The sequence below is a fragment of the Tundrisphaera macrotermitis genome (assembly GCF_051175315.1).
Taxonomy (GTDB): domain Bacteria; phylum Planctomycetota; class Planctomycetia; order Isosphaerales; family Isosphaeraceae; genus Tundrisphaera.
In genome coordinates this window covers 2,988,726-3,014,254 of sequence record NZ_CP195100.1, presented here as the reverse complement: position 1 = coordinate 3,014,254, position 25,529 = coordinate 2,988,726, and the positions used below count along the sequence as shown (strand labels likewise).

The 25,529-nt window shown below is 71.1% G+C and carries 22 protein-coding genes and 1 tRNA gene; 11 read left to right on the top strand and 12 right to left on the bottom strand.

Going from position 1 to position 25,529, the window contains the following annotated elements; genetic code table 11:
• Nucleotides 1-17 precede the first annotated feature (17 nt).
• Both TA3x_RS12075 and TA3x_RS12070 read left to right on the top strand, forming a co-directional pair.
• Nucleotides 18-2,822, top strand: a complete 2,805-nt coding sequence (locus TA3x_RS12075; RefSeq protein WP_435021512.1) for a hypothetical protein — start codon at nt 18-20, stop codon at nt 2,820-2,822.
• A 47-nt stretch (nt 2,823-2,869) separates the two neighbouring features.
• Complete coding sequence (locus tag TA3x_RS12070; protein WP_435021510.1) at nt 2,870-3,823, top strand: GDP-mannose 4,6-dehydratase; 954 nt, start codon at nt 2,870-2,872, stop codon at nt 3,821-3,823.
• A 275-nt stretch (nt 3,824-4,098) separates the two neighbouring features.
• Here the strand turns inward: TA3x_RS12070 and TA3x_RS12065 are convergent, their stop codons facing one another.
• Both TA3x_RS12065 and TA3x_RS12060 read right to left on the bottom strand, forming a co-directional pair.
• On the bottom strand, nt 4,099-5,211 hold the full coding sequence (locus TA3x_RS12065; RefSeq protein ID WP_435021508.1) for a glycoside hydrolase family 76 protein: 1,113 nt from the start codon (nt 5,209-5,211) through the stop codon (nt 4,099-4,101).
• Between the two features lie 45 nt (nt 5,212-5,256).
• A complete protein-coding gene (locus tag TA3x_RS12060; protein ID WP_435021506.1) occupies nt 5,257-5,916 on the bottom strand; it encodes an HAD family hydrolase in 660 nt (219 codons plus the stop codon).
• Between the two features lie 180 nt (nt 5,917-6,096).
• Here TA3x_RS12060 and TA3x_RS12055 point away from each other — a divergent pair, with 180 nt between their 5' ends.
• Complete coding sequence (locus TA3x_RS12055) at nt 6,097-7,107, top strand: sugar phosphate isomerase/epimerase family protein (protein WP_435021504.1); 1,011 nt, start codon at nt 6,097-6,099, stop codon at nt 7,105-7,107.
• Nucleotides 7,108-7,156: 49 nt separating this feature from the next.
• On the opposite strand, the gene folK is transcribed toward TA3x_RS12055, so the two are convergent.
• Both folK and TA3x_RS12045 read right to left on the bottom strand, forming a co-directional pair.
• Complete coding sequence (gene folK / locus TA3x_RS12050; RefSeq protein WP_435021502.1) at nt 7,157-7,885, bottom strand: 2-amino-4-hydroxy-6-hydroxymethyldihydropteridine diphosphokinase; 729 nt, start codon at nt 7,883-7,885, stop codon at nt 7,157-7,159.
• Complete coding sequence (locus TA3x_RS12045; RefSeq protein ID WP_435021500.1) at nt 7,882-9,054, bottom strand: LL-diaminopimelate aminotransferase; 1,173 nt, start codon at nt 9,052-9,054, stop codon at nt 7,882-7,884. The genes folK and TA3x_RS12045 overlap by 4 nt, the downstream gene beginning before the upstream one ends.
• A gap of 208 nt (nt 9,055-9,262) precedes the next feature.
• Between TA3x_RS12045 and TA3x_RS12040 the strand changes: the two genes are divergently transcribed.
• Nucleotides 9,263-9,336, top strand: a tRNA-Val gene (locus TA3x_RS12040).
• A gap of 225 nt (nt 9,337-9,561) precedes the next feature.
• Nucleotides 9,562-10,137: an RNA 2'-phosphotransferase gene (locus TA3x_RS12035; protein ID WP_435022348.1), complete on the top strand. Its 576-nt coding sequence runs from the start codon at nt 9,562-9,564 to the stop codon at nt 10,135-10,137.
• Between the two features lie 217 nt (nt 10,138-10,354).
• Here TA3x_RS12035 and TA3x_RS12030 read toward each other — a convergent pair whose 3' ends face one another.
• Nucleotides 10,355-11,041, bottom strand: coding sequence for a class I SAM-dependent methyltransferase (locus TA3x_RS12030; RefSeq protein ID WP_435021498.1), 687 nt, complete (start codon nt 11,039-11,041; stop codon nt 10,355-10,357).
• Entirely contained in the window at nt 11,038-11,844 is an 807-nt protein-coding gene (locus tag TA3x_RS12025; protein WP_435021496.1) for a hypothetical protein, read from the bottom strand. Before TA3x_RS12025 ends, TA3x_RS12030 begins: the two co-directional genes overlap by 4 nt.
• Before the next feature lie 181 nt (nt 11,845-12,025).
• On the opposite strand from TA3x_RS12025, the gene TA3x_RS12020 reads away from it, so the two are divergent.
• Nucleotides 12,026-12,529: a ribosome-recycling factor gene (locus tag TA3x_RS12020; protein ID WP_435021495.1), complete on the top strand. Its 504-nt coding sequence runs from the start codon at nt 12,026-12,028 to the stop codon at nt 12,527-12,529.
• A gap of 32 nt (nt 12,530-12,561) precedes the next feature.
• Here TA3x_RS12020 and TA3x_RS12015 read toward each other — a convergent pair whose 3' ends face one another.
• The 5 genes from TA3x_RS12015 to TA3x_RS11995 form a co-directional block, all read right to left on the bottom strand.
• Nucleotides 12,562-13,890 (bottom strand): DUF4832 domain-containing protein, encoded by a 1,329-nt coding sequence (locus tag TA3x_RS12015; protein ID WP_435021493.1) that lies wholly within the window; start codon nt 13,888-13,890, stop codon nt 12,562-12,564.
• Entirely contained in the window at nt 13,881-14,150 is a 270-nt protein-coding gene (locus tag TA3x_RS12010) for a hypothetical protein (protein WP_435021491.1), read from the bottom strand. Before TA3x_RS12010 ends, TA3x_RS12015 begins: the two co-directional genes overlap by 10 nt.
• Nucleotides 14,147-14,599, bottom strand: coding sequence for an NADAR family protein (locus TA3x_RS12005; protein WP_435021489.1), 453 nt, complete (start codon nt 14,597-14,599; stop codon nt 14,147-14,149). The genes TA3x_RS12010 and TA3x_RS12005 overlap by 4 nt, the downstream gene beginning before the upstream one ends.
• A 78-nt stretch (nt 14,600-14,677) precedes the next feature.
• The gene (locus TA3x_RS12000; RefSeq protein WP_435021487.1) at nt 14,678-15,691 is read right to left on the bottom strand and encodes a methyltransferase; all 1,014 of its coding nucleotides are present in this window, start codon (nt 15,689-15,691) and stop codon (nt 14,678-14,680) included.
• 112 nt (nt 15,692-15,803) lie between these two features.
• Complete coding sequence (locus tag TA3x_RS11995; protein ID WP_435021485.1) at nt 15,804-16,697, bottom strand: sulfurtransferase; 894 nt, start codon at nt 16,695-16,697, stop codon at nt 15,804-15,806.
• Between the two features lie 295 nt (nt 16,698-16,992).
• On the opposite strand from TA3x_RS11995, the gene TA3x_RS11990 reads away from it, so the two are divergent.
• The 3 genes from TA3x_RS11990 to TA3x_RS11980 all read left to right on the top strand — a co-directional run bounded on the left by TA3x_RS11990 (nt 16,993) and on the right by TA3x_RS11980 (nt 23,259).
• Nucleotides 16,993-20,211: an efflux RND transporter permease subunit gene (locus TA3x_RS11990; RefSeq protein WP_435021483.1), complete on the top strand. Its 3,219-nt coding sequence runs from the start codon at nt 16,993-16,995 to the stop codon at nt 20,209-20,211.
• Entirely contained in the window at nt 20,208-21,548 is a 1,341-nt protein-coding gene (locus tag TA3x_RS11985) for an efflux RND transporter periplasmic adaptor subunit (RefSeq protein WP_435021481.1), read from the top strand. The genes TA3x_RS11990 and TA3x_RS11985 overlap by 4 nt, the downstream gene beginning before the upstream one ends.
• 118 nt (nt 21,549-21,666) lie before the next feature.
• The gene (locus tag TA3x_RS11980) at nt 21,667-23,259 is read left to right on the top strand and encodes a TolC family protein (RefSeq protein ID WP_435021479.1); all 1,593 of its coding nucleotides are present in this window, start codon (nt 21,667-21,669) and stop codon (nt 23,257-23,259) included.
• Between the two features lie 9 nt (nt 23,260-23,268).
• On the opposite strand, the gene TA3x_RS11975 is transcribed toward TA3x_RS11980, so the two are convergent.
• A complete protein-coding gene (locus TA3x_RS11975) occupies nt 23,269-24,006 on the bottom strand; it encodes an SDR family oxidoreductase (protein WP_435021477.1) in 738 nt (245 codons plus the stop codon).
• A 201-nt stretch (nt 24,007-24,207) separates the two neighbouring features.
• Between TA3x_RS11975 and TA3x_RS11970 the strand changes: the two genes are divergently transcribed.
• Both TA3x_RS11970 and TA3x_RS11965 read left to right on the top strand, forming a co-directional pair.
• Nucleotides 24,208-24,525: a polyhydroxyalkanoic acid system family protein gene (locus tag TA3x_RS11970; RefSeq protein WP_435021475.1), complete on the top strand. Its 318-nt coding sequence runs from the start codon at nt 24,208-24,210 to the stop codon at nt 24,523-24,525.
• Nucleotides 24,526-24,550: 25 nt separating this feature from the next.
• The gene (locus TA3x_RS11965; protein ID WP_435021473.1) at nt 24,551-25,507 is read left to right on the top strand and encodes a helix-turn-helix domain-containing protein; all 957 of its coding nucleotides are present in this window, start codon (nt 24,551-24,553) and stop codon (nt 25,505-25,507) included.
• Nucleotides 25,508-25,529: the final 22 nt, after the last annotated feature.

Below are 25,529 nucleotides of genomic sequence, written 5' to 3'. Positions count from 1 at the left end.
TGATCGTCGCGGGATTGATGGCCGGATCCTCCTTTGGTCAGGCGGTCGAGCCGGAACGATCCGGTCCGCCCCCGCTGGAAGACTTCGAGGTCGACGCCGACAAGGACGGCGTGCCCGACGGCTGGTACAACCTCCGCGACGCAAAGATCGTCGCCGGCGGGCCGGAACCCGGCGGGCACTGCCTCCGGTTCGAGAACGACCGGCCGGGCCGCCCCGCGCGGGCCAGCCGGGCGTTCGGCGTGGACGGCCGGAAAATCGAGGCGCTGGTCGTCGGCCTCTGGGTCCGCCAGGAGCGGATCGCCCCGGGCGAGCGGCTCGGCGACGACCCCGCCCTGGTGATCGACTTCCTGGGCGACCAGCTCCGCGCGGTGCGCCGGGGGGCGGTGGGGCCGTGGCGGACGGTCGGGTCGTCCTGGGTCCACGTCGCCAGGACGCTGCCGATCCCGCCCGAGACCCGCGACGCGATCCTCTCGGTCGGCCTGATCGGCGCGACCGGCGTCCTGGAGATCGACCGCCTGACGATCGAGGCCATCCCCGTCGGCGGCACGCCGACCACGAACCTCGTCCGCAACGGCGACTTCGAGCTGGGCGACCCCGACGCCGCCGGCTGGATCGTCGACCACGGCGCCGGCCGGTCGTTCCCGGGCTATCGCTCGGACGCCTCGCTGGAACTCAAGGCGAGCGGGGCGCGGGCCACCGCCGGCCTGGCCCTGCCGGTCGGCCGATTCTCGTCCCTGGAGCTGTCGGCCAACGTCAAGGGCTCCGGGCTGCGCGGGGCCAATGCCGGGATGGGGGCCTTCTTCTTCCTGGACGACGACGGCCGCCCGCTGCCCGGCTCCGAGAACGGCACCGTGGCGCTGAACTTCTCGGGCAGCTTCGCCTGGCAGCCGGCCCGGCGCACCATCGAGGTGCCGCGCGGGGCGTCGCGGGCGATCGTCCAGTTCGAGAAGGCGTCATCCAGCGGCACCCTCTGGATCGACGACGTCCGGGTCGAGGGCCAGGGGGCCGACGGCCAGTGGACCCCGGGCCATGTCCTGACCGACACCCGGGGATGGGCCCCGGTCGAGCCGTCGCCGAGGATCGCCGAGGGCTCGGCGCTGGATGCCTCGTCGCTGCTCGAAGCCCCGGCGGGCAAGCACGGGTTCGTCGAGGTCCGCTCCGGCCGGCTCCACTTCGCCGACGGGACCCGGGCGCGATTCCTCGGGGCGTCGCTCCTGCCGCCGACCGCGTTCCTGGACGCCGACCGGGCCGACGCGCTGGCCGACCGCCTGGCCCGCTCGGGCGTGAACCTGGTCCGGCTCGGCGAGCTGGGCACCCCCCTGGGGCCGGGGCGGAGCCTGTTCGACGACACCCGCGACGACAACGCGGCCCTCGACCCCGAATCCCTGAGCCGGCTCGATCACCTGATCGCCGCGCTCAAGGAGCGGGGGATCTACGTCGCCCTGGAGTTGCAGGGCGGGCAGAAGTTCCGCAACGGCGACCCGATCCCGGACGGCCGCAAGCTCCCGCCCGGCGGGGGGGCCGCCGCCGCGTTCGATCCCGCGATCCGCAAGGCGGCCACCGACGCGGCCAAACTCCTGCTCGACCACGTCAACTCCGAGACCGGGCTCCGGCTCCGGGATGAACCCGCGCTCGCCTGGATCACGCTGGCCGGCGAACTCTCGATCTTCGACCAGGGGGACGCCGGCGAGTTCGGCTATCCGGCCGAGGCGGCCGCCGTCCGCGACCTGATGCGGAAGGACGGGATCACCTCGGCCCGCAAGGGCTGGGCGGCCGTCGAGTCGGCCCAGTGGAAGGCCATGGCCGACGACCTCCGCAAGCTCGGCGTCCGCGTCCCGATCGCGGGCGGGTCGCACTGGCGGAGGGAGGCCGACTACGCCTCGGCCCAGGCCGCCCCGGGGCTGGACCTCATCGACGACCGCCTCTTTTACTCCTCGCCGACCTGGATCAGCCCGGATCGCCGGTCGTCGCTCTGGAGCCGCGACGGCGGGATCGCGGCCGGTGCGAATCGCAAGCGGAGGGCGGACCGCCCCTACGTCGTCGGCCAGTGGGCCCTGCAGACCCAGGGCAACTGGGCCACCCCCGACGAGGGGGCCGACCTCCTGCTCGCCGCCCAGACCGCCGGCGCCGACGACTGGGACGCTTTGATCCGGCGCGGGATCTTCCTGTTCCCCGAGAACTGGGGGGCTTCGGCCGCCGGCACCGGAGGGGGCGAGGACATCTTCTCGCTGCCCGAGGTCCTCAACGGCATCCCCCAGACCTATGCCCTGCTCCCCCACGCCTCGTCGCTGATGCTCCGGGGCCAGCCGGCCGCCGCCGCCCCGAAGGGACGCGTCCCGCAAAGGGCCCGGCCCGGCGCGGGCGTGGGCGGGTGGGACCCGACCCGGGGCCGCCTGGTCCTGGACACGCCCCACACCCAGGGGGTGGCCGGTTGGGTAGACGACGAGCCCGCCGATCTCGGGGCGATCTCGGTGTCGGTGGACACCCCGTTCGCCGTGGTCGTGGTCACCGCCACGGGGCCCGAGCCGATCGCCACCGCCCGCCGCCTGCTGGTCACGTCGGTCGCCCGCGTCGAGCCGACCGGCTTCCGCTGGGCCGACGAGTGGCGCCGGGAGCGGGCCGACCCCGGCCTGCCCCCCCTGCTCCGCGAGCCGGTCAAGGCGAAGCTGTCCTGGCGGCGGGCTGGCACGATCAAGGCGTACGCCCTGGACAGCACCGGGGCCCGCATCGGGCCGATCCCCGTGGAGAAGGTCGAGGGGGGCGTCCAGCTCACCATCGACCGCGATTCCCCGGCGATCCACCGCGAACTCGTCGTCGAATAAGCCCGGAGAGCCACCCGCCCCACGTTCCAAGGAAAGGACGTCGCCCGATGCCCACCCTCGTGACCGGCGGAGCCGGATTCATCGGGTCCACCCTGGTCGATCGCCTGCTGGCCGAAGGCCGCGACGTGGTCGCCGTCGACAACTTCGACCCGTTCTACGCCCGCGCCCGCAAGCAGGCCAACCTGTCCCGCGCCCTGCGGTCCCCCCGGTTCCGGCTGGCGGAGATCGACCTCCGCGACGGCCCGGCCGTGCATCGGCTGATCGCCGAGGTCGCGCCCGAGGCGATCGTCCACCTCGCGGCCAAGGCGGGGGTCCGCCCCAGCATCGACGACCCCTCGGGCTATGCCGAGGCCAACGTGGTGGCCACGGTCCACCTGATGGAGGCGGCCCGCCGCCTGCCCGAGATCCCCCGGTTCGTCTATGCGTCCAGTTCCAGCGTCTACGGCGAAAGGACCGCCGCCCCGTTCCGCGAGTCCGACCCGGTCGACCGCCCGGTCAGTCCGTACGCGGCGACCAAGAAGGCGTGCGAGCTGATGGCGGCGACGTTCCACCACCTCCACGGCCTGCCGGCCACCGGGCTCCGCCTGTTCACCGCCTACGGGCCCCGCAATCGCCCCGACCTGGCGATCGCCAAGTTCTCCGCCCTGATCGAGGCGGGCGAGCCGATCCCGATGTTCGGCGACGGCTCCACCCTGCGCGACTATACGTTCGTCGGCGACATCGTCGACGGCATCGTCCGGGCCGTGGAGCGCTGCCGGGGCCTGCACCTCTACAACCTCGGCAACGCCACCCCGGTCCCGCTCCGGGACATGATCGCCGCGCTGGGCCACGCCCTCGGAAAGCCGGTCCGCCTCAACCACCTGCCCGAACAGCCCGGCGACGTCCCCAAGACCCACGCCGACATCTCCCTGGCCCGCGCCGAACTCGGCTATGAGCCGAAGACGACGCTGTCCGAAGGGCTGGCGGCCTACGTCGTCTGGTCGCGGTCCGGCGAAGGCTGACGGATTGGATCGTCAGCGACGAATCGGCCATCTGGCCTTGATCCCCCCGGGCGGCCCGATATGATCCCGGGCAACCAGGAGGGTGGGATGGCACGACTCGCGCTGATCTTGATACTTGCCATGTGTTCGGGATGCCGGCAGGTAGATCACGGCCCTCCCGTACCCTCATCATCGAGCGGTGCGGGGCGTGGGCCGTTCCAGCCGCTCATCAACGAGATCAACGCGTGGGGCACGGGAAGTCCCGCTCACACGCTGGAGCCGGGGTCGATCTGAGTTCAGTGGAGGAATCTCGTCTTGTCGGATTCCTCCCAGAAGAGTTGGCCGGCGTCGGTCTCGGTCTCGGACATCAGCCACAGGACGCGGCCGATGGCGGCGTTGGAGATCATGTCCTCGGGCGGCTTGGCCTTCCAGCCGGCGTAGAGGGCGTCGACGTTCTTCCGGGCCCGCTCCATGAGGTAGGGCTCCTTGGTGGTGCGGTAGAGTTCGAGGTCGGCCTCGATCATGAAGTGGGAATACCGGGGGGCGTCGCGGTAGACGCCGGTCGTCTCCCCCAGGAACCAGTCGCTGGCCTTGCCGATCCGCTTCGCTTCGTCCAAATACTGGGCCTCGCCGGTGGCCCGGTAGAGGCCGAGCAGGGCGCGGAGCATCAGGGCGGTGTTATACGTCAGCTTGCCGCGCTTGATCTCGCCGGTGGCCACCACCTTGCGGTCGTCGAACAGGCCGTCGGTGTCCTGCAACGCCCCCCTCGTCCAGGCGACGATCTTGCGGGCGCGATCGATGAGTTCCGCCGAGCGGGCCTCGTCGACCTCGCGGGCCATCCGCAGGCAGCCCACCGCCGCCGGGCCGTTGGCGCAGACGTTTTTGGTGCCGTCCTTGTGCAGCTGGTGCCACCAGATGCCGCCGCCGATCTCTTCGTCCCAGCCGCTCAGGACGAACTTGAGCGTCTCGTCGGCCCGCTTGAGGTAGCGCGGGTCGCGGTCGGTCTCGTACGCTTCGAGGTAGGAGATCACCAGCCAGGCATTGTCATCATAGTACTTGTCGTTGCCGTTCCCCCTGGTCATCGCGGCCTCGTAGCCGGGGATGGCGACCTTGTCGTCCCAGTAGGCGTCGAGGGCGACGAAGTAATCCTTGAGCCGCTTCTGATAAGTCGCCGGGTCAACCCTCGCCGCCGCGACCAGATTCGAGAACTGGACGCTCTGGAGCCAGACGTAATCCGGCTTCTGGATCGACAGGGCCTTGAGGTAGACGCCGGTCCTGGCGTCGTAGAACGTCTTCTGAATGTGCTCCGTCACCTCGCGGGCGTGCTGGGCGTAAGGGCCCGGCTCGGCGGCCCGAGATGACACCACGAACGACAGGGCCAGCAGTGCGGCGGAGAGGGGCCGGATCATGGTCGGTGGACTCCGTTGGATGGGACGCGCCGCGGGATTTTCGGATCAGCATTCCTCGATCTGGAGAACTCTCAGCACCGCCGACGGGTCGGCGAAGTCGGCCACGAATTCGGCCTCGCCGGCCCAGTCCCCCATCGGTCGGCGATGGCCGACGGCGACCGCCCGAAGCCCGGCGGCGCGGGCGGCGGCCAGCCCGGTGGGGGAATCTTCCAGGGCGGCCGCATCCTCGGCGTCCAGTCCCAGGCGGGCCAGGGCCAGGCGGTAGCCTTCGGGGTCGGGCTTGGGGGCGGCCACGTCTTCCTTGGCGATGATGATGGGGAAGACGTCGAGCAGCCCGGCCGACCGGAGCACGGCCTCGACGTTGGCCCGCCACGTCGTCGAGACCACCGCGAGCCGGGCGTATTCCTTGAGGCGGGCGACCAGTTCGGCGACGCCGGGGTAGATCCGGGGGGCATCGGCCAGGAGCGAGAGGGTGAGGTCCTGCTTGCGGCGGACCCAGCCCTCCACGTCGCCCCCCTCGATCCCGCGGCGGGCGAAGACCTCGGCGAGGAACTGGCGATCGTCGACCTCCATCGCGCGGAGGCAGGCCTCCTCGCTCTCGTCCCAGCCGAGGGCGCCGAAGGTCCTTTGCCAGGCGGCGACGTGGACGTTCTCGGTGTCGGCGATCACGCCATCGAAGTCGAACAGGACGGCGCGGGTGGGCATCGATCTCGCCTCGCGAAAAGGCCCCGGGCGGGGCGGATGGGGGCGATTATCGCGGGCGGGGGCGCGAGCGTCAAATCGTTGACTTTCCCCCGGACGCCGCTTATGGTTGCGGCTCGTCCCCTTCCCCATACCGAGACCGAGCCCGGCGGCATCGCCGACGCCCTTGGGAGCCCGCGGATCATGGCCCGACCCGTCACCCTGTTCACCGGCCAGTGGGCCGACCTCCCGCTGGAAACCATCGCCCAGAAGGCCAGCCAGTGGGGCTATGACGGGATCGAGCTGGCCTGCTGGGGCGACCACTTCAACGTCCAGAAGGCGCTGACCGACGACAAGTACTGCCAGGGCCGCCACGACCTGCTGGCCAAGTACGGCCTGAAGACCTGGGCGATCTCCAACCACCTCGTCGGACAGCTCGTGCTGGACATCCTCGACGACCGCACCGACCCCTGGGTGCCCGAGGAGTTCCGGGGCTCGGCCGAGTCGAAGCGCGACTGGGCGATCCGGGAGATGAAGGACACCGCCCGCGCCGCCGCGAAGCTGGGCGTGCCGGTGGTCAACGGCTTCACCGGCTCGTCGATCTGGCACCTGCTCTACTCGTTCCCGCCGGTCTCCGACCAGACGATCTCCGACGGCTTCAAGCTGCTGGCCGAGCGCTGGAACCCGATCCTCGACGTGTTCAAGGAAGTGGGCGTCAAGTTCGCGCTGGAGGTCCACCCGACCGAGATCGCCTTCGACCTCTACTCGGCCCAGACGGCGCTGGAAGCCCTGGACCATCGCCCCGAGTTCGGGTTCAACTTCGACCCGAGCCACCTCCTGTGGCAGTTCGTCGACCCGGTGGCGTTCCTCCGGGCGTTCCCGGACCGGATCTACCACGTCCACGTCAAGGACGCCGCCCGCACGCTCGACGGCAAGACCGGCATCCTCGGCTCGCACCTGAACTTCGGCGATCCCCGCCGGGGCTGGGACTTCCGCTCGCCGGGCCGGGGGCAGGTCGACTTCGAGGAGATCGCCCGCACGCTGAACACCCTCGGCTACGCCGGGCCCCTCTCCGTCGAGTGGGAAGACCCCGGCATGGACCGCGAGTTCGGCGCCGCCGAGGCGGCCTCGTTCGTGAAGACCAAGATGGGCTTCACCTCGTCCGGCCGCGGCTTCGACTCCGCGTTCGCCGAGGCCCAAGCCAAGAAGGCCTGATCGACCGACCGATCCGGCCCATGCGATGGCGTGGGCCGGATCCTCGATCTCAAAGGCCGAGCACGCCCTGACAGATCGCCAGCAGGTGGTCGGCGATCGCTTCGGGCTCGCCCGGGGTCACGCGCACGACCGGCGTGCCATCGGGCGGGAGATCCGAGCGGGACTCGCCGATGACGGCCCGGAAGGTCGTCGGCGTCGCGGGGACGTCGCCCACGACCATCGCCCAGCCGTTCGCGGCAATCCCCCCAGCCAGCCGGGCGACGACCCGAGATCGACGGGCCTCGTCGCGGTCGAGGACCTCGACCCGCGCCGGCCGGCGGTCGAGGTTCCGCAGTAATTCCCCGACCGTCCGCCCGGTCGGGGGATGGACCTCCTCCGCGGCGATCTCGGCCAACGGGGCGAGCACGAATCGGCGGACCGGCATCAGGGGATGGGGGATCGTCAGCTCGGCCGTGTCCAGGCAGGTCGGGCCGAACAGCAGGAGGTCGAGGTCGAGCGTCCGCTCGCCCCAGCGTTCCCGCCGGACCCGGCCGGCCGCCTGCTCGATCCCCTGCAAGATCCGGAGCAGCTCGATCGGCCCGCACTCGGCATCGACCACGGCGGCGGCGTTCAGGAAGGCCCCCTGCCCGCCCGGCCCGCCCGTCGGGTTGGTCGCGTGGTACGAGCTGACGGCCCGGACGATCAGGCCCGGCGTCTTGGACAGGGCGGCGACCGCGTCGTCGAGCGTTCTGGCCCGATCGCCGAGGTTGCCGCCCATCCCGATCGCCGCGCGGGTCACAGCTTGAGCTTGCCGATGCGCTCGACCGCCTGGAGCAGGCGCGGGGTCTCCACGGTCAGGGCGGCCCGGATGTAGCCGTCGGCGGTGCGGCCGAAGCCGAGGCCGGGGGTCATCACGAGGTCGGCCTCATCCAGCAGGCGCGAAGCCAGTTCCGTGGAGGTGTACCCCTTCGGGCAGGGCATCCAGACGTAGAACGTGGCCTCGGGCGTCGGCACCTCCCAGCCCAGCCCGCGCATCCCGGCGACGAAGGCGTCGCGGCGTTCCTTGTAGAGGGCCCGGAGCGGAGGGGTGATGGTGTCGTACTCGTCCAGGGCGGCCTTGGCGGCGTGCTGGATCGCCGTGAAGATGCCCGAGTCCGTGTTCGCCTTCACCTGGGCGAGGGCCGCGATCAAAGGGGCCCCGCCGATCGCGAAGCCGACCCGCCAGCCGGTCATGTTGAAGGTCTTGGACAGGCTGTGGAATTCGACCGTGTGCTCCTTGGCCCCCGGGATCTGGAGCATGCTGGGCGGGGGCGTCTCGAAGTACATCTCGTTGTAGGCCGCATCCTGGGCGATCACCAGGTTGTGCGCCTGGGCCAGGCCGGCGACCTTCTCGAAGAACGCGAGGTCGGCCGAGCCGCCGGTCGGGTTGTTCGGGTAGTTGAGGAACATCAGCCGGGCGCGGTGGTAGACGTCGGCCGGGATCGAATCGAGGTCGGGGCGGAAGCCCAGGCCCGGCTCAAGCGGCATCGTGTAGACGTCGGCCCCGGCGAACGTGCTGCTGCTCCGGTAGACCGGGTAGCAGGGGTCGGGCACCAGGCTGATGTCGCCGGGGTTGAGCACGGCGAGCGGGAAGTGGGCGATCCCTTCCTTGGAACCGATCAGGGGCAGGATCTCGCTGTTCGGGTCGAGGTCGATCCCGTACCGCTTCTTGCAGAACGCGGCGATGCTCAGGCGCAGCTCCGGCGCCCCCTGGTCGAGCGCGTACTGGTGGAAGGCCGGGTTCTCGACGTGGTGCTGGAGGCTCTTGATGATCGGGGCCGGGGTCGGCCGATCGGGGTCGCCGACCCCCAGGTTGATCACGTCGCGCCCGGCGGCCAGCGCCGCCTTCTTCTTCTTGTCGATCTCGGCGAACAGGTAGGGGGGGAGCTTCTGGAGCCGCTCGGCCTTGGTGAACTGGGTCGTCGCCATCGGGGGTCCTGGATCGGAGGCTCGGGATCTCGGTCGAAGGCGGCTTGTCCGTTCCACATCCGGCCCGCCAGGACCTCAGGTTATCGAACTCTCCCCGAGGTTTCCAGAACCTCCCGCGCCCGCCCCGGATCCGACCCCCGCGAATTCTTCCCCGGGAAGTTCTTGACCCGGGCGGCTCCTCCCGGTACATTCTACCTCGCACTCGCAAGGGCGATTAGCTCAGTTGGCTAGAGCACCAGCTCGACACGCTGGGGGTCACAGGTTCGAATCCTGTATCGCCCATTACGACCTCGCCAAAGGTCATGGATTCCCGCCGATCATTTCGAGCGGTGAATTCGTTCTCTCAAGAAACCCGGCTCGGGCCATTCCAGGTCCGAGCCGGGTTTTTTCGTGCGCCCATCCTTCGGCCGGTGCGATGGAGGCAGGCAGGCCGGGCATGCCGACGAATCGGCCGAACCCCCGCGACGAGATGCGTGTCGAGCGGGCAAGATGCTCCGGGCTCGCGCGATGCGGCCAGGGCACACAGATCGAGGACGAGTTGTGTCGGCACGAGCCATCCGGGTCAGCAAGTACCTGTCGAAGTACCTGCGGCATTCCCCCGAGGAACTGGGATTATCCCTGCTCCCGGGCGGGTGGGTGCCGGTGGATGACCTGCTGGCGGCCGCGGCGAGTCACGGCTTCCCGATCTCCTACGACGAACTCGTCGAGGTCGTGGAGACGAACGACAAGCGCCGGTTCTCGTTCGATGACGGCGGAGACCGGATCCGGGCCAACCAGGGGCACAGCGTCGCGGTGGACCTGCAACTGGAGGAGAAGGAGCCGCCCGATCTGCTGTACCACGGGACGGTCGAGCGGTCCTTGCCGTCGATCCTGTCCCGGGGGTTGATCCGGGGGGACCGGCACCACGTCCACCTATCGAGCGATCGGGAGACCGCCCGCCGGGTCGGGGCGAGGCGGGGCCGGCCCGTCGTCCTCGAAGTGGCCGCCGGGCGAATGCACCGGGACGGGATCGCGTTCTTCGTCTCGGCGAACGGGGTCTGGCTGGTCGACGCCGTGCCGCCCGGCTACCTGGCCCGGGCGTGACCCCGGCTCAACCGGCGAGCAGGCGGAACGCCAGGATCAGGAGCAACGTCAGGCCGATCGAGACCAGCAGCGACCCCGCCCATCCCAGCTTGTTGAAGTAGAAGAAGAACATGGATCGGTCCTCCGATGGTTCCGGCCTCGCGGGGGTGCCCGGGACGGATTCCATGCAGTTCCGAGGCCGCGACCCGGCCCCGTCGGGCGCGGGCCGGAGGGGCGATCAGAGGGCCCGGTAGTACGAATCCACGGCGGGCTGCCCGGTGGAATTCGGCCCGGCCTGGTCGTCGGCCCCCAAGTAGCGATAGGGCAGTTCGCAATCCATCCGGCCCCGGCGGGCGATCAGTCGCCTCCGGCGGTCGAATTCCAGGCCCGCGCTGCGCAGCCCGGCCACGATCTTCGGGCCAGCGTTCGGGTCGTCGGCGAACTTCAGGTTGACCGGGTCCAGGCTCGCCGCGAACCGACTGCCGTCGGCCAGCCACGAGGTGGCCCGGGCGATCAGCCCGAGCTTGTCGCCGACATAGTGCAGGCCGTGGACGCAGGTGATCAGGTCGAATGGCCGGTCGGGCCGCCAGTTGGACAGCGATGCCTCCACGAGCCGGAGCCAGGTCGGAGCCGGGTCGGCGGGGAAGAACATCCCGACAAGATCGATGCCGACGATCTCGACCCGCGGGTCGAGCCCCTCAGCGTGGAGGACGCGTGCGGCCTCGATCAGGGCCCGGCCCGACCCGCAGCAGAGGTCGAGCCAGGACGCGTGGCCCGAGCCCGCCCGCTCCCGGAGGACGTCGAGCGGGTTGAAGCCCAGTTCTCTGCCGTAGCCGTTGGGGCCGACGAGGGCACGCTCCCGATTCATCCGGCAGTTGGCGACCACCGCCGATCGTTCCAGGGTGGCGTCGTCGAGCAGGTTCATGATGGGACCGCTCCGCGATCCGCCCCCCCCGCCCAGGCCACGACCCGATCCAGATAGGCCGCCCGGACTTCTGGGAAGACCGTGACGTTGGGGACGTGATTGACCTCCAGGAGGTGCCGGGAGCCGTCGGGCGAAACCATGTAATCCACGCCGACGGCCTCCAGGCCGAAGTGGGCGGCCAGGCGTCGGGCGTCGTCGAGGAGTTCCGGGTCGATCGCCATGAAGGCGGCCCCAGGGTCGTGGATCGACTTGAGCCAGCCGTCGCCGGCCATGCCGACCTGCCAGGCATGCTCGCCGATCAGGACGATGCGGACGGCCTCGCCCTCGACGAACTCCTCGAAGAGCGTCGGCACGGTCGCGGACCACGTCGCGTCGAATCGGGCCTTGTCCTCCCCGCAGTGCCAGTTCCCCCACTTGGCGACCATCGGCCCCTCGGCGACCACGGTCGTCCCCCGGTCGGCATAGCCCCGAGGAATCCGGCCGAAGCGGGTGACGGCCAGGGCCCGCACCAAACCCGGGAGGCGGAGCCGGAGGTCCATCATCCCCCGGGCACCCGGCAGGCAAGGGCCTCCCCACAAGGCCAACGCGGAGAGGAAGTCGAAGTCATCCTCGAAGATGGCGTGGTAGGCCACCCGCCCGACCGGGACGAAGTGGTCCATGACGTGGGGATGCTCGACCAGGAGTAGCCCGCGATCCACGCGGATGCGGGGCAGGTTCTCGAAGGCGAGGACCGGCCGATCGATCCGGCTGCGTAGTTCTGCGACTTCGGGCTCGTCCAGCCCGACGATGAGGATCGGTATCATGTCCGAAATCCCGGCCCCCGTCCGGGGCGGTTGCTGCGAACGATCGTCCCGTCCAGGACCGTGTTTCCCGCGAGGGTGGACGCGCCCGATGGCCCCGGGGTTCGCCCGGGTTACAATCGCATGGGTGGCGAAGGGATCGGCGGGCATTCGCCCGGCCTTGCTCCATCCGGCGAGGGGCGGCATGAGCGACTGGAAGCCGAGGATGGGCAAGGCGGTGCGTCACCTGGCCGAGCAGCTGGCGGGCATCCGGGCCGGCACGCTCAGCGTGGGCTTCATCGAGACCTTCCGGGCCTCGCTCGGCGGCAACTCGGTCGCGCTCGGGAGGATGGCCAGCGTCGCGAGCCGGGGCGACCGGATCGTCGTCACGCCGTTCGACCCGGCCAACGTCCCGGCCGTGGTGAAGGCCCTCGCCGAGGCGAAGTTGAACGCCTACGCCCTGGATCCGAGGACGGTCGCAGTCGGCATCCCGCCGGTCAGCGGCGAGCAAAGGGCCGAACTCGCCCGACACGTCAAGAAGCTCGGAGAGGAGGCCAAGGTCGCCATCCGCGCCATCCGCCAGGACGCCCGCAAGCAGATCGCCGCCCGGGGCCGGGGTTCGGAGCGGGCCGTCCAGGAGGCCACCGACGCGTCGGTCGAGGAGGTCGAACGCCTGGTGAAGTCGAAGATCCGGGAACTCGGGGGCTGACGAAGGTTGGGCCCCCCTGCCCCGGCGCCCGCTCATTGGACCGGCCCCACGGACACCTCCGAGATCACCGTCCAGCCCTCGTGCCGGGGCAAGTCATTGGCGAAGGCGATGGCCGGGCGGCCGGTCCAGGGGTCGATGATGCCGAGGGCCAGGCGGTAGCGGCCGGGCGGGGAGTTGGCCTCGACGCCGCCATCGACCTGGAACGGACCCGGCCGCCACGACCGCACGTCGCAGCGGAGCGGCCAGCGACCGGCGACCTTGCCCGCCGCGTTGATCAGGGCCAGTTCCACCGGCCACGGGTAGTAGAACGGGGCCACCCCCTGGTTCTCCCCTCGGATCGCGACCGTCAGGCTGCCGCCCGGGGCGACGGTGGCCGGGTGACGGACCTCGTCGAGCCGGAACTGATAGCCCATCCGGCGCACCAGGGCCTCGCTCCGACCGAGGAACTCGGGAGATCGGGACGCGTCCAGCGCCGGGGCATAGGGGCCGACCCAGGTGAAGTGGCTCCGTTCGACCATCTCGACCGTGTGCTCGTAGCCCTCGCCGAGCCACTTCTTCGCTCGGTGCGGCTCCATCTCGCCGCCGATGGCCGCCCGCTGCCAGTTGTCCATCCGGCCCGATTTCCTCAGCCCGGCCAGGAACGACCAGTCGTGGCCGTTGTCGGTGTCGTCCGGGAACATGTCGTCGTGGAACCCGAGCCAGGGCTGATCTCCGGCGGCGTCCCGGGCGTAGCGGGCCATGAGGATCTTGTGGGGGAACGCCCGCCGGTAGGCATCGATGACCCGGCGTTCGGTCTCCTTGCTGGCGTAGAGCTTGCCCTTCGGCCAGGTGTGCCACTCGCCCCAGAAGCCGAGCAGGCCCAGCTGGATGAAGGCCACCCGCGGGTCGCCGTCGTACCGCCGGCCCATCGCCTCGATCAGCCGCTCCATGGCCGCGACCATCCGGGGGTCGTCGTAGTCGGGCGAGAGGCCGCCGCCGTGGTCCGCATAGGGCGTCAGCTTGACGCCCTTCTCCTTGAGCCAGCCGGGCAGGCCGGAGGGGCGGGAGGGATAGTCGATGTAGACCCGGAGGACGACGTGCTTGCCCGCGGCCCGGGGGGCCGACCAGGACCGCCGCTCCCACCGATCGAAGGCATAGCGGCCCTCCTCCGGCTCCAGGTCCTTCCAGGGGGCGTAGAGGAAGACCATCGAATACGGCTGGCGGATCGGCCCGGCATCGGCGTAGGGGCACCAGCCCTTGAGTGGGTTGTCGAGCGGGCCGGGTGCGGGCGAGGGCCGGACGACCACCTCGGGTTCGGGGGGCGCGGCGAGCCCGGAAGCCATCGGCACGAGGACCAGCAGCCCGATCCAGATCAATCGCATGGCACGCCCCCCAGCGGCGATAAGGCTTCGAACGGCGGCGGATAGCGGACCTCGCCTTCGATGCCCTCCAGGGCACCGGGAACGAGTTCGACCGCCATGAACGCAGGCCCCGCGTACGGCGACCGCAGCCGATCGGCCATTCTGGCAGAGAAGCCGAACCGGGGGTAGAACTCGGGGTGCCCCAGGACCACCACGATCCGATGACCGGCGTCCCGGCGGGCCGCGAGGCCCTCCCGGATCGCGCCGACGGCCGGGCTCACGGCCTCGGGCCAGCGTCGCGGAGTTCGGCCCGGACGCGCATCAGGATCCTCCCCAGCATGTTCTTCCCCCTCCCGTCGCCGCCGTCGCCCCAGTAGGCGTCGTTCTCGGTGTGCTCGACGATCGTCGCGTCGCCGGTCCCCAGGAGGATCTCGCGCAGGTCGGCGTGCTGGGCGAACTTCGCCATGACCGCCTCGTGCATGATCCGGTCCTTGGCCGACTCCCAATCCTTGCGGAGCGGACGCTTGCGGCTTCGGCCCATCCGCGCGGCGATCATCGGCGATTTGGCCTGCCGGACCTCCTCCTCGTCGGGAGTGCCCGCGAACTTCTGGGCCTGGAAGTAATGCTCGCTCGTGGGCCATTTCTTCCCCTTGAGCGAGATCGGGTGGGGCGAGAAGTTCGAGAAGCAGCCGAATTCCTCGGACACCGAGTAGAAATGGATGACTTCCATCGCGTCCTCCCCCGATCACCGATGCCCGTCGATCGTCGCCCGTCGTGCCGGCGGGTGCCACTCGACCTCCGATCCGGGTCAATCCTTGAACGACACCACGGCCTGCTGCGTGGTCGGCGGGAGGGGATGGAACTCGCTGCGCGAGAAGCCACCCCGGGCGAAGATGTCCCGGAATTCCTCGAAGGTGTAGGCGTCGCCGCGGGCCGTCGTGGCGAGCATCACCAGGGCGAAGGCGGCCGTCGGCGGCGGGGTCACGCGATCCGGCTCGGGGATGAAGTCCAGCGTCAGGGCCCGCCCGCCCGGGGCGAGCGCCGCGTGGGCCCGGGCCGCCAGCCCTGCGCAGGTCTCGCGGTCGAAGTGGTGGAGGAAGTTCGTCAGGAGGACGACGTCGTAGGGGCCGCCCCAGTCCACGTCGAAGGCGCTGCCGGGCCGCAGGTCGTAGCGGTCGGCCACGCCGGCGATGCGGGCATTCTCCTCGGCGACCGCCAGCACGTTCGGCCAGTCCAGGGCCGTCACGCGGGCCTCGGGGTGGCGCTCGGCGATCGCGAGGCCGAAGACCCCGTGGCCCGCGGCGACGTCGAGCACACGCAGGGGCCGCCCGCCCGGCTCGCCGGCCAGGCCCGCCAGCAAATGGGCCGGCATCCGCATCAGCGGGGCCATCGCGCGGGCGAACTCCACCCAGACCGGGTTGTCGTGGGAGACCGTCCCCTCGTCGGAGACCGCCGTGCCGCCCCGGCGCACCGCCTCGGGGAGCGTCAGGAAGCTCTCGCGCAGCTGGGGCGAGAGCATGAACCGCACGGCATCGCCCGCGAAGGCCGGCGAGCCTCGGTCCAGGAACAGCCTCGAATCGTCGGTCAGCTCGTAGCGGTCGCCGGACTTGCGGAGGAAGCCGATGATGGCCAGGTAATCCGCCAGGATGCGGATGCCCCGGGCGTCGGCCCGGCACCCCTCGGCCAGTTCGGTCGCCGTCCCCCGCCCCCGCGCCAGGTTCGAGAACAGGTCCAGCTCGATCGCCGCCCGGAGCGCCTCGGTGCGCTGATAGGCGAAAATCGTCTCGAAGAAGAGCGCTGGGGACGGTCCTTGATTCGCCATGTCGTATCCCTACCCGGATGAGCTGGTCCTCGGCCCGTCGGCCGTGGGAGCATCATACGTCGGGGACGAGGATGCGAGAACCGCGATCCTCGGCCGCCGCCCGATCCGGGCCTCAATCCTTCGGCCCGGCCGGTTCATCGAGCTGCACGGGGGTCGCCTCGGCATTCCCCCAGTCGGACCAGCCCAGGTAGTAGTTCCGGGCGTGGTAGCCGAGGTGTTCGAGGACGAAGGCGTTCACCGAGGCCCGGCCGCCCCCCTGGCAATGGGTGATGACCGGCACGCCGGGGTCCACGCCCGCCTTGGCGAGCTTCGCCCGGAGCGTCGCGTCATCCAGGAACCGCCCGTCCGGGTCGACCAGCTGGCTCCACTCCAAGTGGCAGGCCGTCGGGATGTGCCCCGCCCGCTTCGAGAGCTTCTTCGAGCCGACGTACTCCTCGTCGCTGCGGGCGTCGAGGATGGCGCCCGTCTTCGAGCCCAGGGCGGCGAGGACCTCCTCCTGGGTCGCGTGCCGGTCCTTGCGGAACGCGACCGGGAACGGTTGCGGGGCGACGGGCTTCACCTCGGCGGTGACCGGGTGCCCCCCCTCGGCCCAGAGGCGGAAGTTCCCGTTCAGGAGCCCGACCCGCTCCACGCCCAGGTAGCCCAGCAGCCACCAGATCCGGGCGGCGGCCAGCTGGCGGCTCGCGTCGTAGACCACGACCTCGGACTTCGGCCCGATCCCGAGCGGGGCGATCCAGGCCTCCCAGGTCGCGCGATCGGCGAGGGCCCCCGGCTTCGCGGCCAGGGCCTCGACCGCCTTGACGTCCACCCACACGGCGCCGGGGATGTGGCCCCGGTCGTAGTCCGCCTTCGGGCGGGCATCCAGGAGGCGGAGGTCGGGGTCGGGGAGCCGCCGCTCCAGCTCGTCGAAGGGGACGAGCCACGCCCGGCCGGGAGCCTGGGCCTCGGCCCGGCCCCCGAAGAAGGCGAGGGCTAGCAGGGCGAACGTCAGCCTGGACTTGCTCATGATGCGGCTCCTCCATGACAAGGGGCGGGCGAATGGCCCGATCCGGTCGGATGGGCGGGTCGCCCCGCCGGAATCGACAGTCTACCCCTTGTCCTGCCGAATCCGAAGCCTTCTAATCGGGGCCATCGCCGCCGCGAACGCACGCCCCGAGCCTCCCGCCGGCCGCGTCCCCTCGGCCGCGACGGGCCCGCCGACCCGGGCCCCCCGCCCCGGCGCCACCCCGACCGATTTCGAACCCGACTTTCCTCCCTGGATCCTTCGGACCGGGGCCCGACCACGGAGCGATGCCCGGCCCATGAACCCCATCGTTTTCGCCATGAGGCGGCCCCTCACCGTGATGGTGGCGGTGATCGCCGTCGCCCTGGGGAGCGGCCTCGCGCTCAAGCGGATGTCCGTGGACATCTTCCCCAACCTCAACCTGCCCGTCGTCTACGTCTGCCAGCCCTACGGCGGGATGGACCCGGCGCAGATGGAGGGGCTGCTCACCAACTACTACGAATACCACTTCCTTTATATCGGCGGGATCCACCACGTCGAGTCGCGGAACATCCAGGGCATGGCCCTGATGAAGCTGTTCTTCCACCCGGGCACCAACATGGCCCAGGCCATGGCCGAGACCATCGGCTACGTCACCCGGTCGCGCGCCTTCATGCCCCCGGGCACCGTCTCGCCGTTCATCACCCGGTTCGACTCCGGGAGCGTTCCGGTCGGCTATCTCGTGCTGTCCAGCGAGACCAAGAGCATCGGCGAGATCCAGGACCAGGCCCTGTTCAAGGTCCGGCCGATGTTCGCCGGGCTGCCCGGGGTGTCGGCCCCGCCCCCGTTCGGCGGGAGCCAGAGGACCGTGGTCGTCCGCATCGACCCGGACCGGCTCCGCTCCTACCGGATGTCCCCGGACGAGGTCATCAAGGCGCTGGCCGCCGGCAACGCGATCAGCCCGTCGGGCAACGTCCGGATCGGCGACGAGATGCCCATCGTCCCGGTGAACTCGCTGGTCAAGCAGGCCGAGGATCTGAAGGCGATCCCAATCCGCCCCGGCGTGTCGCCCACCGTCTACCTCCGCGACGTGGCCACGGTGTCGGACGCCTCGGACATCCCCACCGGCTATGCCCTGGTGAACGGCCGACGCGCGGTCTACATCCTGGTGACCAAACGGGCCGACGCCTCGACCGTCTCGGTGGTGGAGAACGTCAAGGCCGCCCTCCCCTCGATGCAGGCGGTCCTGCCCGACGACATCAAGGTCGGCTTCGAGTTCGACCAGTCCCCGACCGTCACCAACGCCATGCGGAGCCTGGCCACCGAGGGGATCGTCGGGGCGATGCTCACCGGGCTGATGGTGCTGGTGTTCCTCCGCGACTGGCGGAGCGTGATCGTGGTCGTCCTGAACATCCCGTTCGCCCTGTGCGGGGCGGTGGTCGCGCTCTGGCTGACCGGGCAGACCCTGAACCTGATGACCCTGGGCGGGCTGGCCCTGGCCATCGGCATCCTGGTGGACGAGGCGACCGTCGAGATCGAGAACATCCACGCGAGGATGAGCCACACCCCGAACATCCCCCGCGCCGTGAGGCAGGGGAACCTGGACACGGCGGTGCCCCGGCTCCTGGCCATGCTCAGCGTGCTGGCGGTGTTCATCCCGTCGTTCTTCATGCAGGGGGCGGCCCGGGCGCTGTTCGTGCCGCTGTCGCTGGCCGTCGGCTTCGCGATGGTCTCGTCGTACCTGTTATCCAGCACGTTCGTGCCGGTCCTCTCGGCGTGGCTGCTCCGGCATCCCCGGCGGCACGGGGGGGGCGAGCCGAGGCGGACGGCCTTCGACCGGGTGCGCGACGCCTACACGCGGGGGCTGGGCGGGGCGGTCCGGCTCCGATGGCTGGTCGTCCCGGCCTATATCGCCGTGACCGTGCTGATCGCCTACGGGGTGGGGAGCCGGCTCGGGCTGGAGATCTTCCCCCGGGTCGACGCCGGGCGATTCCAGCTCCGGATCAAGGCCCCGGCCGGGACGCGGATCGAGAAGACCGAGCAGATCGCCCGGGCCGCGCTGGACGCCGTGAAGGCGGACGTGGGCGAAGACGCCATCGAGATCTCGGTCGGCTACGTCGGCCTGATCCCGTCCAGCTACCCGATCAACGCCATCTACCAGTGGACCGCCGGGCCGGAGGAGGTGATGCTCCGCGTCGCGCTCCGCCACGAGGCCGGGGTCGACGTGGAGGCGTTGAAGCGGAGGCTTCGCGACAAGCTGACCGGGCAGATGCCCGACGTCCGGTTCTCGTTCGAGCCGGCCGACATCGTCAGCGACGTGATGAGCTTCGGCTCCCCCACGCCGGTCGAGGTGGCCGTCAGCGGCCCGGCCTACGCCGACGTCCGGGCGCACGCGGCGAAGCTCAAGGACGAGTTGGCCAAGGTCGGCTCGCTCCGCGACCTCCAGTATGCCCAGGCCCTCGACTACCCGACCGTCTCGGTCGAGATCGACCGCGAGCGGGCCGGGATCAGCGGGGTGACGGCCGAGGAGGTGTCGCGGTCGCTGGTCACCGCCACCTCGTCCAGCCGGTTCATCGTGCCCAACTACTGGCCCGACCCCAAGACCGGCATCGGCTACCAGGTCCAGGTCGAGATCCCCCTGGCCCTGATGGACTCGATCAAGCAGGTGGAGACGATCCCGGTCCAGCGTTCCGGCGGCCCCTCGCTGCTCCTGCGGGATGTCGCGAACGTCCGACGCGGGACCATGCCCGGCGAATACGACCGCTACAACATGAAACGGACCATCAGCCTCACTGCCAACATCGAGGGGGAAGACCTGGGCCGGGTCGCCAATCGGGTGACCGAGGCGATCGAGCGGGCCGGGACGCCGCCCAAGGGGGTGGTCGTGGACATCCGCGGCCAGATCGTCCCGATGCGCGAGATGCTCGGCGGCCTGTCGGTCGGGCTGGCGATGTCGATCGTGGTGATCCTGCTGCTGCTGACCGCGAACTTCCAGTCCGTGAAGCTCGCCCTGGTGACGATCTCCACCGCCCCGGCCGTCCTGTGCGGGGTGGTGGTCGCCCTGTGGCTGACCCGCACGACCGTCAACATCGAGTCGTTCATGGGGGCGATCATGGCGGTCGGCGTCGCGGTGGCCAACGCCATCCTGCTGGTGACCTTCGCCGAGCGGCACCGCCGCGAGGACGGGGCCGGCGCGGCCGAGGCCGCCGTCCTTGGCGCCGGCGGGCGGCTCCGGCCGATCCTGATGACCAGCTGCGCCATGATCGCCGGGATGGTGCCGATGGCCCTGGGCTGGGGCGAGGGGGGCGAGCAGACCGCCCCGCTGGGCCGGGCCGTGATCGGCGGGCTGGTCGCCGCGACCCTGGCGACGCTTTTGGTCTTGCCCGCCCTGTTCGCCCTGGCCCAGGGGGGCAGCGGCCGCACCTCGGCGTCCGTGGACCCGGACGACCCGGAGAGCCCCTACTTCGACGGGCCGGGGGCGGGCACGCCCCGCCCCTCGCCGACGACCCACGCCCCGCGGATGGAGGACCACTCATGAAAGCCCGACGATCCCACGCGGCGCTCTGCCTGGCCGCCCTGGCCCTGCCCGGCTGCGACCGCCCGGCCGTCGAGAAGACGGCCCGGGCGGAAACCATCCCGGCGCGGCCCGTCGCCAGGGTGACCGTGGCGAGGCCGCTCCGGGAGACGGTCCGCCGGATGACCGAGCAGCCGGGCCAGATCGAGGCCGCCGAGACGACGCCGATCTACGCCAAGCTCGGCGGCTACGTGGAGAAGGTCGCCGTCGACATCGGCGACCCGGTCAAGCAGGGGCAGGTGCTCGCCGAACTCCGCGTGCCGGAGGCCGAGGCCGACCTGAAGCAGAAGAACGCCGCCGTGAAGCAGGCCGAGGCCGAGCGGAAGCAGAGCGAGTCGGCCGTCGAGGTCGCCCGCGCGGGCGTCGCCAGCGCCCAGGCGAAGGTGGAGGAGATCCAGTCCGGCGTGCGCCGCTCCGAGGCCGAGGCCGCCCGCTGGCAAGCGGAGTACGCCCGCGTCGAGCAACTGGCCCGCGAGCGGGCCCTGACCGGCAGCCTCCTGGACGAGACCCGGAGCAAGCTCGAAGCGGCGCAGGCCGGCCGCGACGAGGTGAAGGCCAAGGTCCGCTCCGCCGAGGCGGCGCTGGCCGAGGCGAAGGCCCACCTCGACAAGGCCGGCGCCGACCTGGAGGCCAGCATCGCCCGCATCGACGTCGCCCGATTCGAGGCCGAGCGGGCCGCCGCCATGGAAAGCTACGCGCGGATCGTCGCCCCGTTCGACGGCGTGGTGACCCGTCGGGGCATCGACACCGGCCACCTCACCACGCCGGGGGCCGTGGGCGAGCCCCTGTTCGTCGTCGCCCGGTCGGGCCTGGTCACCATCACCGTGGGCGTGCCCGAGACCGAGGCCCCGTCCGTCAACATCGGCGACACCGCCCGGGTCCGGCTCCAGGCCCTGGAGGGGAAGTCGTTCGAGGGCAAGGTCGGCCGCACCGCCTGGGCCCTGGATGCCCCGACCCGGACCCTGCGCACCGAGATCGACTTCCCCAATGCCGACGACGCCCTCCGGCCCGGCCTGTACGCCTACGCCTCGATCGTGGCCGAGGAGCACAAGGACGCGCTCACCGTTCCCACGACGGCGATCGTCGCCGACGCCGGCAAGACGTTCTGCGTCACGGTCGAGGATGGCAAGGCACGCCGGCATGAGGTCAAGCTCGGCCTCGCCGAGGGGAAGCGGACCGAGATCCTCTCCGGAATCGGGGCGGATGCCGAGGTCGTCGAGGCCGGCGGCGCCTCGCTCGTCGACGGCCAGCCCGTGGCGAAGAACGACCCGCCGGCGGACGCCCCCAAGGCGAAGAACTGATCCGACCGGCACGACCCGAGCCGCCCGGGCCGCGAAGGCCCAGGTCGGCTCGCGAGGAGGGCCCGCAACGAACGAATTGAGGGGTACGCCCCGATCGGGCGAGGCCAGGGAGGGCCCGATGATCGACAGGATTTCGACGAAGACGATGCCGTTCGTTGGGTCGGCGTTCGCCCTGCTCATGCTCGGGGGCGCCGGGGCGCAGGAACCGCCCCTCGGCCGGCCCGAGGCGGCGATGATCGCCGCTCAGGTCGCGGCCGACCCGCTCCCCGTGCCCCTGACGGATCCCGCCCCACCCGCGCCCGACCCGGGCATGATCGATGGGCTCGGGATGCCGCTCGTCCCGGGCCAGGCCATCCAGCCGATCGACCTGCCGGGGGCCCTCCGCCTGGCCGGGGCCGAGGACCTGGACGTGGCCATCGCCCGCGAGCGGGTCTGCCAGGCCATCGCCGAGCTGCAGCAGGCCCGGGTCCAGTGGCTCCCCAGCCTGTATCTCGGCCCGAACTGGACCCGCCACGACGGCCAGGCCCAGGTGGTCGAGGGGCCGGTCCGGACGATCAGCAAGAGCTCGCTTTTCCTCGGGGCGACCGCCGCCGGGGGTTCCAGCATCAGCGGGCCGGTGCCGGCGGGAGGGCCCGCCCAGGTCTCCGGCCTGACCTCGATCCTGCGGATCTCCGACGCCATCTTCGAGCCGCTCGCCGCCAGCCAGATCGTCGAGGCCCGCCGGTCCGGGATCGCCGTGGCGACCAACGATGCGTTGCTCGGCGTCGCGGAGTCGTACCTGGACCTCCAGCGCGCCGCCGGCCGGCTAGCCATCGCCCGCGAGGCGGCGTCCGACGCCCAGACGCTCGCCGACCTCACCGCGTCCTACGCCCGGACCGGGGCGGGGCTCGACGCCGATTATCGCCGCAGCCTCGCCGAGCGGGACCGCCAGCGCCGGAACGTCGAGGTCGCCGTGGGCGAGCTGGAGATGGCCTCCGCCGACCTGGTCCGCCGCACCCGGCTCGACCCGAAGCTGGTGGTCGCCCCGATCGAGCCCCCCGAGACCGTGCTCCGGCTCATCGAGGACGGCTGCTCGATCGACGCCCTGATCGTGATGGGCCTGCAAGGCCGCCCCGAGCTGGCCGAGTCCCAGGCGCTGGTCCGCGAGACGTTGGTCCGGCTCCGGCAGGCGAAGCTCCGGCCGCTGATCCCGAGCGTCGCCTTCCGCTACTCGGGCGGCGGGTTCGGCGGCGGGCGGAACGACTTCTTCGGCAACTTCGACGCCCGCAGCGATGCCGACGTGAACCTCTACTGGGAGGTCCAGAACCTGGGCCTGGCCGATCGCTCGATCGCCCGCCAGCGGGCCGCCCAGCAGCGCGTGGCCCAGCTGCAACTGCTCAAGGTCCAGGACCGCGTGGCGTCCGAGGTGGTCCGGGCCGAGAAGGAGCGGATCGCCGCGTCCCGGCAGATGAACGAGGCGGCGCGGGCGTTGCCCGAGGCCCAGGCCTCGCTCGAACTCAACCTCACCAACATCCGCCGGGGGGCGGGGCTACCCCAGGCGACCCGGCCGATCGAGGTGCTCCAGCCGGTGCAGGCCCTGGCCCAGGCGCGGGCCGATTACCTCGACTCCGTCCTGTCCTACAACCGGTCCCAGTTCCGCCTCTGCCGGGCGATCGGCCGGCCCCCGGCGATCGCCCAGGCCCCCGCCCCGACCGACCACGCGTCGCGGTAGGCCCGGCCCTCACATCAGCCCGCCGTTGGCCCGGATGTTCTGCCCGGTGACCCAGCGGGAGTCGTCGCCGGCCAGGAACGCCACGACGTCGGCGATGTCCCCGGGCGTGCCGAGCCGGCCCAGGGCCGCCATCTGCGCGAACCGTTGCTTGTCCTGCTCGGTCTTGCCCTGCCCGAACATCTCGGTGTCGGTCGGGCCGGGCGAGACCACGTTGACGGTGATCCCCCTCGGCCCGAGTTCCTTGGCCAGCGCCCGCGAGAGCTGCTCCACGGCCCCCTTGGTGGCGACGTAGGCCCCGTAGGTGGGCAGCATCATCACGGTGGTGGTCGAGGAGAAGTTGATGATCCGGCCGCCGTCGGCCATGCGGCGGGCCGCCTGCTGGCAGGCGAAGAACGTCCCCTTCACGTTCACGTCGAAGATCCGGTCGTATTCCTCCTCGGTCACGTCGGCCAGCGGCTTGTTGAACAGCGTCCCGGCGTTGTTGACCAGGATGTCGAGCCGGCCGAACGCCGCGATCGCCTCGTCGAACAGCCGCGCGATCTCGGCGACCTTGCCGACATCCGCCCGGACCGCGACGGCCCGGCCCCCCGCGGCCTCGACGGCGGCCACGGCCTCGCGTGCGGCCGCTTCATTCCCGGCATAGTTGACGACGACCGATGCCCCGTCGCGCCCGAGCCGCTCGGCGATCGCCCGGCCGATGCCCCGCGACGCCCCCGTGACCACCGCCACCTTGCCTTGCAGACTCATCGCGCCGCTCCTGGAACCCGAAGATCGAACCCCGACGGGGGATTCTAGGCGCGGGCCTCGCCGGAAGGCCAGTCGGCCCGGCCCGGCCGGGAAAACCATCGCGCCGGCATCATTGGCCCCCGACGTGCGAGATGGTGTGGGAGCGTGCGACGATTTCCTGTATCGTGACGGGCGAAGCGGCGACCGAGCCGGGGAACGATCATGTCCCTGATCAACCTGACGCTGAAGCATGGGCGGACGCTGGACGAGGCCCGGGGCGCCATGGAGCATGCCGTCCGGGACATGCAGGCCCGCTTCGGGCGGATGATCCGGGGCGCGACCTGGGACGGCGACCGCAACGGGGTCCGCCTGGAAGGGGCCGGATTCTGGGTCGAGATGAAGGTGGATGCGTCGGAGGTCCACGCCTCGGGCGACATCCCGATCCTGGGCGGCCTGCTCGGCGGATCGGTGGGCTCCGGCATCAAGCAGATCGTCCAGCACGCGTTCGCGGCGAAGCTGCCGGGCCGTTCGGGCCCCTGAGGGAGAGCGAGGACCCGGACCGCCCATGCACGACGCCCCGCTCGACCTCTACGACCCCAGGATCGGCGACCTGGCCCTGAAGGTCGAGGCGCTCACGCCCGGGGCGGACCCGGCCGGGCCCCGCCGCTCCAACTGCTTCTCGGTGATCTGGGCCAGCGAGGGGCAAGGCACGTTCGCGGCGGATCTGGCCGAGGTCCCGTTCGCCGCCCACTGCCTTCTGTTCGCCTCGACCTACCAGGCCCACCGGCTCGTCGGCGAGACGCCGATCCGGGGGCACCTCATCCAGTTCCACGCCAACTTCTTCTGCATCGAGACCCACCACGAGGAGGTCGGCTGCAACGGCGTCCTGTTCAACGACGTCTACGGCAGCCCCGCCGTCCGCCTGGACGAGCCCCAGGCCCGCGAGATCGGCCTGATCGTCGAGGCCATGCGACGCGAGCTGGAGGAGTGCGGGCTGGCCCATGCCGAGGTCCTGGTCTCCTACCTCAAGATCCTCCTGGTGCGGGCCACCCGGCTCAAGCTCGAACAGCAGGAGGTCGACTGGTCGACGCCCGAGAAGCGGCCTCCGGTCCTGCTCGAGTTGAAGGCCCTGATCGAGGCCCATTACCGGGAGCTGCGCCGGCCCGCCGACTACGCCCGGCTGCTCCACCTGGAGCCGAAGTCGCTGGCCCGGCTGGTGCGGCGGCACCACGGCAAGACCCTGACAGAACTGATCCGGGACAGGGTGATCCGCCAGGCCAGGTGGGAGATGCTCCACACCACCAAGCCGGTCAAGCGGGTGGCCCGGGAACTCGGCTTCGAGGACGTGTTCCACTTCAGCCGCCTGTTCAAGCGGGCCACCGGCTGCTCCCCGAAGTTCTTCCGGGAATATGAGACCGAAATTCGGGGCGGGCGAAATCTGTCCATGCCCTGGGGCGATCCGTCCATTCCTCCGGACGCCCCATCGGCCCAGAATGGGGACGATCCCGCCGAGGGGCCCTGACGGTCGGGCCCGGGCGCGGGAG